This is a genomic window from Amycolatopsis sp. lyj-112 (assembly GCF_046549055.1).
Lineage (GTDB): Bacteria > Actinomycetota > Actinomycetes > Mycobacteriales > Pseudonocardiaceae > Amycolatopsis.
The window spans coordinates 128,123-140,064 of record NZ_JAJPWS010000012.1 but is presented as its reverse complement, the minus strand read 5'-3'; the positions used below and the strand labels follow the sequence as shown (position 1 = coordinate 140,064).

The 11,942-nt window shown below is 66.9% G+C and carries 11 protein-coding genes; 4 read left to right on the top strand and 7 right to left on the bottom strand.

Features of this window, described 5'->3' with window-relative positions:
• The first annotated feature begins 46 nt into the window (after positions 1 to 46).
• Together ACLJRL_RS31825 and ACLJRL_RS31820 are read left to right on the top strand one after the other, a co-directional pair.
• On the top strand, positions 47 to 832 hold the full coding sequence (locus ACLJRL_RS31825) for a DeoR/GlpR family DNA-binding transcription regulator (RefSeq protein ID WP_410660024.1): 786 nt from the start codon (positions 47 to 49) through the stop codon (positions 830 to 832).
• A 185-nt stretch (positions 833 to 1,017) separates the two neighbouring features.
• Positions 1,018 to 1,554: a hypothetical protein gene (locus ACLJRL_RS31820; protein WP_410660023.1), complete on the top strand. Its 537-nt coding sequence runs from the start codon at positions 1,018 to 1,020 to the stop codon at positions 1,552 to 1,554.
• Positions 1,555 to 1,606: 52 nt separating this feature from the next.
• Here the strand turns inward: ACLJRL_RS31820 and ACLJRL_RS31815 are convergent, their stop codons facing one another.
• The 5 genes from ACLJRL_RS31815 to ACLJRL_RS31795 form a co-directional block, all read right to left on the bottom strand.
• A complete protein-coding gene (locus ACLJRL_RS31815) occupies positions 1,607 to 2,320 on the bottom strand; it encodes an ABC transporter ATP-binding protein (RefSeq protein WP_125783240.1) in 714 nt (237 codons plus the stop codon).
• Positions 2,310 to 3,083, bottom strand: a complete 774-nt coding sequence (locus ACLJRL_RS31810) for an ABC transporter ATP-binding protein (RefSeq protein ID WP_410660022.1) — start codon at positions 3,081 to 3,083, stop codon at positions 2,310 to 2,312. The genes ACLJRL_RS31815 and ACLJRL_RS31810 overlap by 11 nt, the downstream gene beginning before the upstream one ends.
• Positions 3,080 to 4,210, bottom strand: coding sequence for a branched-chain amino acid ABC transporter permease (locus ACLJRL_RS31805; RefSeq protein WP_410660021.1), 1,131 nt, complete (start codon positions 4,208 to 4,210; stop codon positions 3,080 to 3,082). Before ACLJRL_RS31805 ends, ACLJRL_RS31810 begins: the two co-directional genes overlap by 4 nt.
• Positions 4,207 to 5,175 carry a branched-chain amino acid ABC transporter permease gene (locus tag ACLJRL_RS31800; protein WP_410660020.1) on the bottom strand — a complete coding sequence of 323 codons (969 nt, stop codon included), beginning with the start codon at positions 5,173 to 5,175 and terminating at the stop codon, positions 4,207 to 4,209. Before ACLJRL_RS31800 ends, ACLJRL_RS31805 begins: the two co-directional genes overlap by 4 nt.
• 113 nt (positions 5,176 to 5,288) lie before the next feature.
• Positions 5,289 to 6,440, bottom strand: coding sequence for a branched-chain amino acid ABC transporter substrate-binding protein (locus ACLJRL_RS31795; protein ID WP_410660019.1), 1,152 nt, complete (start codon positions 6,438 to 6,440; stop codon positions 5,289 to 5,291).
• Between the two features lie 474 nt (positions 6,441 to 6,914).
• Here ACLJRL_RS31795 and ACLJRL_RS31790 point away from each other — a divergent pair, with 474 nt between their 5' ends.
• Positions 6,915 to 7,730 (top strand): alpha/beta hydrolase family protein, encoded by an 816-nt coding sequence (locus ACLJRL_RS31790; protein ID WP_410660018.1) that lies wholly within the window; start codon positions 6,915 to 6,917, stop codon positions 7,728 to 7,730.
• On the opposite strand, the gene ACLJRL_RS31785 is transcribed toward ACLJRL_RS31790, so the two are convergent.
• Together ACLJRL_RS31785 and ACLJRL_RS31780 are read right to left on the bottom strand one after the other, a co-directional pair.
• Entirely contained in the window at positions 7,696 to 8,664 is a 969-nt protein-coding gene (locus tag ACLJRL_RS31785) for a LysR family transcriptional regulator (RefSeq protein ID WP_410660017.1), read from the bottom strand. The two genes, ACLJRL_RS31790 and ACLJRL_RS31785, sit on opposite strands and share 35 nt — an antisense overlap.
• Positions 8,665 to 8,689: 25 nt before the next feature.
• On the bottom strand, positions 8,690 to 9,118 hold the full coding sequence (locus ACLJRL_RS31780; RefSeq protein WP_410660016.1) for a hotdog fold thioesterase: 429 nt from the start codon (positions 9,116 to 9,118) through the stop codon (positions 8,690 to 8,692).
• Between the two features lie 62 nt (positions 9,119 to 9,180).
• Here ACLJRL_RS31780 and polA point away from each other — a divergent pair, with 62 nt between their 5' ends.
• Positions 9,181 to 11,925, top strand: a complete 2,745-nt coding sequence (gene polA / locus ACLJRL_RS31775; RefSeq protein ID WP_410660015.1) for a DNA polymerase I — start codon at positions 9,181 to 9,183, stop codon at positions 11,923 to 11,925.
• Positions 11,926 to 11,942: the final 17 nt, after the last annotated feature.

Below are 11,942 nucleotides of genomic sequence, written 5' to 3'. Positions count from 1 at the left end.
CGCAACGCCATGCGCGATCGGCCGCAGCGAGCTAGGAGTGGCGCGGATGGCCCGGCACGAACGGCTGAGCACCCTGCTGGACCTGCTGGGGCAGCGGGAGAAGATCGACGTCGAGGACGTGGCAGCGGAGTTGAACGTCTCCGCGGCCACGATCCGGCGCGACCTCGACCACCTCGCCGAACAGCAGTTGCTCACCCGTACCCGCGGTGGTGCGGTGGCCAACGATCTCGCCTACGACCTGCCGTTGCGGTACAAGACCGCGCGGCACGTGCCCGAGAAGCAGCGGATCAGTGTCGCAGCGGCGTCGCTCGCCGCGCAGGGCATGGTGGTCGGGCTCAACGGCGGGACGACGACGGCCGGGGTCGCGCGGTCGCTGGCGACGCGGTCCGATCTGGCCGGTCTCCGTGATTCGCCCGGGCTGACAGTGGTCACCAACGCGCTGAACATCGCGCACGAACTCGCGGTGCGGCCGCATGTGAAGATCGTGGTGACCGGCGGGGTCGCGCGTCCGCAGTCGTTCGAACTGAGCGGCCCGCTGGCCACGCGGGTGCTCAGCGAACTGACGATCGACCTGCTGTTCCTCGGCGTCGACGCGTTCGACGCCGACGCGGGCGCTTTCGCGCACCACGAGGGCGAGGCGAGTATCAACCGCCTGATGGTGGAGCGGTCCGAGCGGGTCGTCGCCGTCGCCGACGGTTCGAAGCTGGGCCGTCGTGCGTTCGCGCGGATCTGCGCGACGTCGCAGGTGCACGCCCTCGTCACGGATTCCAACGCGGACCCGAAGGTCCTGCGTGCGTTCGAGGCCGCGGGCGTCGAGGTTCAAGCGGTCTGACGTCTCGTGAGTGGTAATGAGGGACTGGGGAAGGTGTGAAGGTCGAGTTTCCTCGGCTGAGCCGAGGGAAGGGGGCCTTCACGCGCCGCCATCGCGACTGGTGGTGCTACTGAACCCTTGGCTAGAAAGACCCAAAACACTCACGACTGCCGCACAGCGGCCGTCCGGCGGGCAGAATCAGCGGGGTGCGCACTGGAATCGCGGCGGCCGCCTTGTCCGTCCTCCTGCTGGCCGGCTGCTCCGGCGGCGAGCCCGAGCAGGCCCCCGCCAAGCCTGTCTACGACCTGCCCGCGCGGGAGGTCCGGCCGGACGAGACCGCGGTGCGCTTGCCCGCGGCGACGAACGGGGAGACCGAGTTCTCCGTGATCGGCCTGGCGGCCGGGCTGCCCAGCCTCACCGGCAGCCACGCCGAGTTCGACGCGAAGGGGCAGTTCGCCCGGCTTCGGCTGGTGGTCACCGGAAAGGGATTGTCCGGGATCCTTTTCGACACCCGGCGCCAGCGGCTCGTCACCGATTCCGGCGCCGTGATCGAGGTCGACGACCAGGCTATGACGATCAAGCGGCAGCCCGGCAAGTTCGAACTCGGACGCGGCGTGCGGGTCGAGTTCGATCTGTACTTCGACCTCCCCAAGGAGGCGAAACCCGTGGTGCTGCGCGCTTTCGGGGGCCCGACGCTGACGGATATGAAGAACCTCACCGGCACCGACATCAAGCTGGGATGAGAAGGGCCCCGCCGCACCGGAACGCGACGGGGCCCTTCTTCGTTCTCGGGCGTCAGACGCCGAGGTCACCACCGAGGTAGGCGGCCCGTACCTGCGGGTCGTCCAGCAGCTCGGCACCGCGGGCGCTCTTGACCACTTGACCGGTCTCCAGCACGTACGCGCGGTCAGAGAGCTTCAGCGCCTGCTGCGCGTTCTGCTCCACCAGCAGGACCGTGGTCCCGCGCTTGTTGATCTCGCGGATGATGTCGAAGATCTGCGCGATCAGCATCGGCGCCAGGCCCATGGACGGCTCGTCGAGCAGCAGCACCTTGGGCTTGGTCATCAGCGCGCGGCCGATGGCGATCATCTGCTGCTCGCCACCGGACATCGTGCCGCCGAACTGGGTCTTGCGTTCGTTCAGCCGCGGGAACAGCTCGTAGACCTCGTCGAGGTCGGCCTTCAGGTCGTCCTTGCGGGTGTACGCACCCATCAGGAGGTTTTCCTGCACCGTCATACCGGGGAACACGCCCCGGCCTTCCGGTGACTGGCCGATCCCGAGTTCGACCCGCTTGTGGCCGGGTGTCTTCGAGATGTCCTTGCCGTCGAAGAGGATCCGGCCGCTGGTCAGCGGACGCAGGCCCGAAATCGTCTTCAGCGTCGTGGTCTTGCCGGCGCCGTTGGCCCCGATGAGCGAAACGATCTCGCCCTCGCCGACCTCGATGGTCATTCCCTTGAGCGCGGCGATCTTCCCGTAGTGGACGTTGATGTCCTGAACCTCAAGAAGCATCTTCCGCCACCCCCAGGTAAGCCTCGATCACCTTTTGGTTGTTCTGCACCTCTTGGGGAAGCCCTTCTGCGATCTTCTGGCCGAAGTCGAGCACGGCGAGCCGGTCGCTGATGTGCATGACCAGGCTCATGTCGTGCTCGATGAGCAACACGGTCCGGCCGTCGTCCCGGATCTTGCGGATCAGCTGCTGCAGCGAGTTCTTCTCCGCGGGGTTCATCCCGGCGGCGGGTTCGTCGAGCATGAGCAGCTTCGGGTCGGTCGCGAGCGCACGCGCGATCTCCAGACGACGCTGGTCGCCGTAGGAGAGGTTCTTCGCGGTGTTGTGCTCGACCCGGCCGATGCCGACGAAGTCGAGCAGCTCCCTGGCCAGCTCGCGGCCCCGCTTCTCTTCCCGGCGGTGCACCGGCAGGCCGAGCGTCGCGGAGATCGCCCCGGTCTTGTGGTGCGAGTCCGCGCCCACCATCACGTTCTCGAGTGCCGACATGTTGTGGAACAGCCGGATGTTCTGGAACGTGCGGGCGATCCCGGCCTGGTTGACCTTGAACCGCTTCATCCCGTCGACCCGGTTGCCGTTGAAGCGCACCTGGCCTTCGGTCGGCTGATAGACACCGGTGACCACGTTGAACACCGTGGTCTTGCCCGCGCCGTTCGGCCCGATGAGGGCGAAGATCTCGCCCTGGTTGATGGAGAGGTTGACTTCCTTCAGGGCCGTGACACCGCCGAAGCGCATCGTCACGTTGTCGAATTCGAGCAGTGCGCTCATTTCGTCACCTCCGCCGAAGCCTCGGAATCCGGACCCGCGACTTCGGCGCCCATGGCACCCATCCCGCCCGTTCCTTCACGTAGTTCCGCCTTGCGCTGCCGCGAAGGCAGCAGACCCTCCGGCTTCAGCGCCATCATCAGCACGAGGACGCCACCGAAGATCAGGATCCGGTACTCGGCGAAGTCGCGGAAGCGTTCCGGAAGCCAAGCGACCAGGAACGCGCCGAGGATCACGCCGGGCAGGTTCCCCGCTCCACCGAGCACCACGGCGGCGAGAATGGTCGCCGACAGGATGAACGGGAAGTTGTTCGGCTCGACGAAGACGGCCTTGCTGGCGTAGACCACGCCGGCCATCCCGCCGAGCATGGCGCCGATGGCGAACGCGAGCAGCTTGAACTTGAACGTCGGGACGCCCATCAGTTCGGCGGCGTCCTCGTCCTCGCGGATGGCGGCCCACGCGCGCCCGACCCGGCTTCGGTGCAGCCGCACCGAGAAGATGATCGCGATCACGATCGCCGCGAGGACCAGGTAGTAGTACGGCGCCGGGTCGAGCAGGAACTCGACCCCGAACATCGGCTCCGGGTGCGGCACGTTGGTGATACCGCGAGCGCCACCGATGCCGTCGCTGTTGTTCGCCGTGATCCGGACGATCTCACCGAAGCCGAGCGTCACGATCGCCAGATAGTCGCCGCGCAGCCGGAGTGTCGGCGCACCGAGGATCACGCCGGACATCGCCGCCAGGAAGATCCCGAGGGCGAGCGTGCCCCAGAATCCCCAGCCGTACTTGGTGCCCATCGCGGCCAGCGTGTAGGCGCCGATCGCGAAGAACGCGACGAACCCGAGGTCCAGCATGCCCGCGTGGCCGACCACGATGTTGAGGCCGATCGCCAGCAGGATGTAGATCCCGACCGGGAAGATCAGGACGGTCGTCCAGTCCGAGTCCGGCGACATGAACGAGCCGATCGCCGGTGCGGGCAGGATCAGCGCACCGATGATCAGGGCGAGGTAAACGCCGTAACGCTGCCAATGCGGAGCATGGCCCCACCAATCCCGCATCCCGTCGATGGGGTGAAACCCGGCGCGCGCGGGCTTTCCGTTTTCTGTAGACACTTCTTCGTTGCCCTTCATGCGCGTGCCCGCTGCAGCGATTCACCGAGAATACCGGTGGGACGGAACATGAGGACCAGCACCAGAACCACGAAGGCGGTGACGTCCTTCCATTCCGAACCGAAGAAGATCGAACTCCAGTTCTCCACCAGGCCCAGCACGATTCCGCCGAGCAGGGCGCCGCGCAGGTTACCGATACCGCCGAGGACTGCCGCGGTGAAGGCCTTGATACCTAGGAGGAAGCCGATCCGGTAGTCGGTGTTCTCGTATTCCATGATGTACAGCGCCGCGGCGACACCGGCCATGGCGCCACCGAGCAGGAAGGTGAGCCGGACGATCTTGTCGATGCTGACGCCCATCAGCACGGCGGCTTCGGGATCCTGTGCGGTGGCACGGATACCGCGGCCGATGCGGGTGCGGCTCACCAGCTGGTCGAGGACGATCATCATGATCACGGCGCCGACGATGACGAACACGTGGTCGGTGCGGACCACGCCGTTGCCGATGTGGAACAGCTCGTCGTGCGGGATGAACCGGGGCGCGTTCTGCTGGACGCGGCCGGATTTCCCGGTCAGCCATTCGATGATCTCGAGGCCGAACAGTTCCTGCAGGAACAGCGAGGCGCCGATGGCGGAGATCAGCGCGGCCAGGCGGGTCGCGCCCTTCTTGCGGAGCGGCCGGTAGGCCACTTGCTCCAGCAAGACCGCCGCGCCACCGGACACGGCGGCCGAAGCGATGATGATCAGCAGCAGCACGGCGATCATCCCGAACACGCCGAGCGTGATCGAGCCGCCGCCGGCGATGGAGATGAGGATGAACAGGGACGTGACCGTCCCGATCATGAAGATCTCTGAGTGTGCGAAGTTGATGAGCCGGAGCACGCCGTAGACCATTGTGTAGCCGAGGGCGATGAGGGCGTAGATGCTTCCGGCGACCAGTCCGCCGATGGTGCTACCGAGGAACTGGGCTTGCAGATCTTGAAGCATGACGTGGATGCCTTACGGGACGGGGCGAGGATTCTTTCGCCACATTTGCGGGAAGCGGGGGTGCTGTGCACGCACAGCGCCCCCGCTTCCGTTAGGTGTTCCTACCTGCTCCGTCAGCCGTTGAGCTTGGCTTCGGTCGAGGCGCCGAGGTTCTTGATCGCGCCACCGGTGACCTGGTAGACGTAAATCGCGTTCGTCTGCGGCTCGCCGTTCTCCTTGAACTTGATCTGCTTCGAGGCACCCTTGAAGTCAACGGTCTTGAGGAACTCGTTGATCTTCTCCGCCGTGGTGTTGCCACCCTTGACCGCGTTGATGATGGCGGTCGCGGCGTCGTAGCCCTCGGTCGCGTAGATCGCCGGGTCGACGTTGAACGCGGCCTTGTACTTGGTCACGAACTCGTCGCCGGTGCCGGCGTCCTTGATGTTGCAGGGGCAGCCGATGACGGCCTTCTCGGCGGCAGCGGCACCCGCGCCGCTGACCAGCTGAGCGTCGAGCGAACCGTCGCCGGTGGCGAAGGTGGCGGTCACGCCGCCGTCACGCAGCTGCTTGAGCAGACGACCACCCTGGGCGTAGTAGCCACCGAAGGTGATGACGTCCGGGTTCGCGGCCTTGACCTTCTGCACGGTCGAGGAGTAGTCCGAGGCGTCCTTCGCGAACTTGTCGCGGTCGACGGGGACGTTCTTCTCCTTGAAGGTCTTCTCGAAGGCGTCGGCCAGGCCGACACTGTATTCCTGGTCGTCCGAGATGACGTAAGCCTTCTTGGGCGACTTCGAGGTGATCAAGAAGTTGGCGATGGCCGGGCCCTGGTCGTTGTCGTTCGCGACGACGCGGTGCCAGTACTTCCAGCCGTTCTCGGCCAGGCCCGGGTTCGTCGCCGACGGCGAGACGCTCGGGATCTTGTTCTGCTCCAGCTGACCACCGATGGCCTTCGACTCACCGGAGAAGGCCGGGCCGATCAGCGCGGTGATCTTGTCCTGGCCGACGGCGGTCGCGATCAGCGACGTGGCCTGTTCGGGCTTGCCCTGGCTGTCGTACTCCTTGAGCTCCAGCTTCGTCGCCGGGTTCGTCTTGTTGTACTCGTCGATAGCGAGCTTGGCGCCGTTGCGGGGCGGGATCACGATCCCGGAGTTCTCACCGGTGAGGTCACCCATGAACCCGATCTTCAGCGTGCTGCTGTCACCGCTGCCGGACGTGCTGCCGCCTGCGCAGCCCGCCAACGCCAGCGACGCAGCCGCCGCGACGGCGAAAACCCGTCCAAAACGCACTCCTGACACCGACTACCTCCCATGACCAACCAGCCGCCGGTAGGCGTTGCCCCCGACACAGGGGCTAGGTTAGGGCAGGAAGATATCCCCCTCCGCTGTCATCTGCACAGGCGCCCATCACTCTGTGTCCACATCGTGACGGTCGAAACCAGAACGAATTGCACGAAAAGGCGAATGTTGCCGCTTGGCGAGTCTTCGCTGGTCACGCTGGGGATTCACCGCTACCACGGCGATCATGCTTGTGGGTAATGATCATGTTTCGGTGGCGGGTCTTCCGCTTATTCACCACCTTCGAGGGCGGCCGTTCGCCGTAACAATGCTGCCCCAAAAGGCGTCAACCGTGCCCCGCCTTCTTCCCGGTGGTGACAACCGATGGTTGTCACCGAGGTCCGAACGGCTGTTGGATCACCGCCCCGACCTCGCGGTTAGCTGTTCCCAGAGCCGGAAACACCGAGAAGCTGGGAGAGAACGACGATGAACGTCGAACTGAGCGAAGCGATCGAAGGCGTGGCCGCGGGAGTGCCGTTCGTGGCGCTGCCGCCGTCGGAAAAAGACCGCCCGGCACCGCTGGTGCTCACCTGGCACCTGCTGGGCGCGCCCTTCAGCGAGGCGGCGATGGCCGCGGCGCTGCCGATGCGGGGCCTGAACGCCTGGCGGGTGCACCTCGGGTTGCCGCTGACCGGGAAAAGATTCCCTGAGGGTGGATTCGAAGCGTTCTTCGGGCTCGCCGCCGAGGACAACGTGCTCAACGTCGTCGAGCCCATGACCAAGCAGGTCGAGGCCGAGTTCCCGGCGGCGGTGGCCGAGCTGCGCTCTCAGCTGTCCATTGAGGACGGTCCGGTCGGCCTGGTCGGCGGCTCGCAGGGCGGCGGTGTCGCCCTGCAGATGCTGACCCACACGGAGATCCCGGTGGCGGCGGCCGCGCTGGTGAACCCGGTGACCCAGCTGGCACCGGTCATCGCCGCGAACGAGCGGGTCTACGACATGACCTACCACTGGTCGGACCGGTCCCGGGCGGTGGCGAACGAGTACGACTACGTGCGGCGGGCGGACGAACTGACCGCGCCGGTGCTGCTCGTCATCGGCGAGGAGGACGACGTCTCGATCACCGAACCCGCCGCCGCGCTGCACAAGGCGCTGGGGGAGCGGCGATCCGAACTCGTCACCATCCCGGGGATGGCGCACGAGTTCGCCGAGGCGCCGGGGCTCGAACCCGCGCCGCAGACCGAACACGCCAAGCTGGTCGACGCCGAACTCACGCGGTGGTTCGCCCGGCACCTAGGGGTCTGAGGTCTTCGTCGGGCAGCCAGGACCGCCCGGGATCGTAGGCGCACCAACCCTCTTCGTGGCTGGTCCGGCCCGCGAGCGCCAGCAGGCGCCGCAGGGCCGGGCCCTCGCCGCGCCGCCACACCACCGACCAGGGGAACAACGGTGAGGGTTCGAAAGGCAGGACGCGCAGGTTGAGGTCGGCGGCGAGGTCCATATCCGCGCCGGCGAGGGTGACGCGCTGCTTTCCGTATCTGGTCTGTTCCAGAGTGTGCCGAAGGTCGTAGCTGACGCCGGATTCGTCGATCGGGACGTCGAATTCTTTGCATAGGCGTTGCAAATAAGAAAGCCATTCGACCGGGCCGCCCAATTGCGGGATCCAGATTCCGTCGTCTTTCAGATCGGACAGGTGCAGGACCTCGTTCTTCGCCAGCGGATGCTCTGGGGCGAGAAGGGCGACCAGCGGCTCGAGCCGGACGAGCCGGTGTTCGAGTTCGGGAGGCACTTCGCGGCCGAGGTCCGCGACGCGGCCGAACGCGAGGTCGATCTCGCCGCGGACCAGCGGGTCCAGCGCGTTGGCCAGCCCGCGTCCGGCGATGCGCTCGACGGCCAGCGCCGGGTCACGCTGCGCGATCCGCCGCAACATGTACATAGGCGAGAGGCGCGGATCGATGATGTCGAGGCGGGGCGGGCGGTCCTGCAGGCCCATCGCGGCGACGGCGGCGTCCGCGGCCCGGATCAGCTCGCGCGCGTGAGGAAGGAAGCGTCCGCCGTCGGAGGTCAGCTCGACGGACCGGTTGGTGCGGCGGAAGAGCTGGACCGAGAGTGCGTCTTCGAGCTTCCGGATCCGCTTCGACAGCGCCTGCTGGCTGAGGAACAGGGATTCCGCCGCGCGACCGAAATGACCGTGGTCGGCCGTCGCGACGAACGCCCTGACCTGAGCCGTGTCGAGATCCACGCGACCGCCCTCCTGCCGAGCCTGCTCAGGCGCCCGGCGGACGCTCCCGCACGACGCAGGTCAGCCGGGCGGTGCACGAACGCCGTCCCTGGTCGTCGGTCAGCACGATCTCCGCGGTGACGGTGCCCCGCCCGACGTGCAGGGGCGTCGCGACACCGGTCACCCGGCCGGTGCGGACCGCCCGGTGGTGGGTGCACGAGAGTTCGAGGCCCATCGTGGCCTTGTCGGTGCCGACGTTGAGCGCGGCGACCATCGAGCCGAGTGCCTCGGCGACGACGGCGTTCGCGCCGCCGTGGAGGAGACCGTAGGGCTGGAGATTGCCCTCGACCGGGATGCTCCCGACGACGCGTTCGGGACCGAATTCGCTGATCTCGAGCCCGAGTTTGTCGTTGAGCTGCTGGCCTGCGAAGGCAGGGTCGACCCCGGCGAAGGATTCGAGGGCTTGTTCGGTCACGCAGAGCTCCTTAAACGACACGACAGGTAGGACTGTCAGACCCTCACCCTAGACTCGCTCCCGTGAGCCCGAGTGAGAACACGACCGTTGCCAACGCCACACCCGCCACCGCACAGGCCGAGCGGCCCAAGCTGCTGCTGATCGACGGTCATTCGATGGCGTATCGCGCGTTCTTCGCGCTGCCCGCGGAGAACTTCAAGACGAAGACCGGGCAGACGACGAACGCGGTGTTCGGGTTCACCTCGATGCTCATCAACCTGCTGCGCGACGAGGCACCGAGCCACCTCGCGGTGGCGTTCGACCTCTCGCGCAAGACGTTCCGCTCCGAGACGTTCAAGGAGTACAAGGCCAACCGCAGTGCCACACCGGACGAGTTCAAAGGCCAGGTCGGGCTGGTCGAGGACGTCCTGAAGGTGCTCGGCATCCCGGCGCTGACCAAAGAGAACTACGAAGCCGACGACATCATCGCCACGCTCACGACACAGGCGACCGCCGAAGGTTTCGACGTCCTCATCTGTACGGGCGACCGTGACGCGCTCCAGCTGGTGACCGACCAGGTCACCGTGCTGTACCCGAAGCGCGGCGTGTCGGAGATGACCCGGTTCACCCCGGAGGCGGTCGAGGAGAAGTACGGCCTCACCCCGGCGCAGTACCCGGACTTCGCCGCGCTGCGTGGCGACCCCTCGGACAACCTGCCCAGCATCCCCGGCGTCGGCGAGAAGACGGCCGCGAAGTGGATCAAGCAGTTCGGGTCCTTCAACGAGCTGATCGACCGGGTCGACGAGGTCAAGGGCAAGGTCGGCGACGCGCTGCGCGAACACCTCGGCGCGGTGATGCTGAACCGTCAGCTCACCGAGCTGATCCGCGACGTCGAGCTGGAACTCGGCCCGTCCAGTCTCGAACTGCGCCCGTGGGACCGCGAGGCCGTGCACGCGCTGTTCGACGAACTCGAGTTCCGCGTCCTGCGTGACCGTCTCTTCGCCACTCTGCAAAGCGCCGAGCCGGAGGCCGAGGAAGGCTTCGAGGTCAGCGGTGCGAAGCTCGACCCGGGCGCGCTCGCCGCCTGGCTGTCGGCGCACACCGGCCAAGCCGAGCCGGTCGGGCTCGCGTTCCGCACCACCGGTTCCTCGGTCCGCTCCGACCTGAGGGCCATCAGCTTCGCGGCGGCGGACGGCGAAGGCGCGTACGTCGACGTCACCGAGATGGACGTCGCGGACGACAAGGCGCTCACCGCGTGGCTCGCCGACGACAAGATCCGGAAGATCGGCCACGAGCTCAAGGTCCCGCTGCACGCCCTCACCGCGCGCGGCTGGGTGTTCGCCGGGCTGGTCATGGACACCGCGCTCGCCGCGTACCTGGTCCGGCCGGGCCAGCGCACCTTCGAGCTCGACGACCTCGCCCTGCGGTACCTGCACCGTGAGCTGCGGTCGGAGGCCGACACCGGCGACGGGCAGCTTTCCCTGCTCGACGGCGGCGGCGCCGAGGACCTGGAGCTGAAGGAGATCCAGGCCGAGCTGGTCAAGGCCCGCGCGGTGGCCGAACTGGCCGGCGCGCTGACCAAGGAGCTCGAAGCACTCGGCGGCGCCCAGCTGCTCGCCGAACTGGAACTCCCGCTGCTGCAGGTGATCACCGAGCTCGAAGCGGCCGGTGTCGCGGTCGACATCGAGCAGCTGACCAGCCTGGAGGCGCACTACCTGAGCCGGGTCACCCAGGCCGCCGACGAGGCGTACGCGGTCATCGGCAAGCAGGTCAACCTCGGTTCGCCGAAGCAGCTGCAGGTCATCCTGTTCGACGAGCTCGGCATGCCGAAGACCAAGCGCACCAAGACCGGCTACACCACCGACGCCGAGGCGTTGCAGAGCCTGTTCGAGAAGACCGAGCACCCGTTCCTGCAGCATCTGCTGGAGCACCGGGACGCGACCCGGCTGCGCACCACCGTCGAGGGCCTGATCAAGGCGATCGCCGACGACGGCCGCATCCACACCACGCTGCTGCAGACGATCGCCGCGACCGGACGGCTCTCCTCGGTCGACCCGAACCTGCAGAACATCCCGATCCGGACCGAAGAGGGCCGCCGCATCCGCGACGCCTTCATCGTCGGTGACGGGTACACCGAGCTGATGACGGCGGACTACAGCCAGATCGAAATGCGGATCATGGCGCATCTGTCGCAGGACGAGGGGCTGATCCAGGCCTTCAACAGCGGCGAGGATCTGCACACGTTCGTGGCGTCGCGCGCGTTCTCGCTGCCGCCGGAGGAGATCACGCCGGAACTGCGGTTCCGGGTCAAGGCGATGTCGTACGGCCTGGCGTACGGACTTTCGGCGTACGGGCTTTCGCAGCAGCTGCGGATTTCGACCGAAGACGCCAAGGAACAGATGGAGGCGTACTTCTCCCGCTTCGGCGGCGTGCGCGACTATCTTCACTCCGTCGTGGGCGACGCGGCCAAGGTCGGTTACACCGAAACGATCTTCGGCCGCCGCCGCTACCTGCCGGACCTCAACAGCGACAACCGCCAGCGCCGCGAAATGGCCGAGCGGATGGCGCTCAACGCCCCCATCCAGGGCAGCGCCGCCGACATCATCAAGGTCGCCATGCTCAACGTGCACCGCGCGCTGACCGAGGCGAAGCTGAAGAGCCGCGTGCTGCTGCAGGTCCACGACGAACTCGTCCTCGAGGTCGCCGAGGGCGAGCGTGAGCAGCTGGAAGCCTTGGTGCGCCAGGGAATGGGCTCGGCCTACGAACTCGCGGTGCCGCTGGAGGTGTCCGTGGGGTACGGACGGTCCTGGAACGACGCCGCGCATTAGGCCTCGTGAGTGGTAAT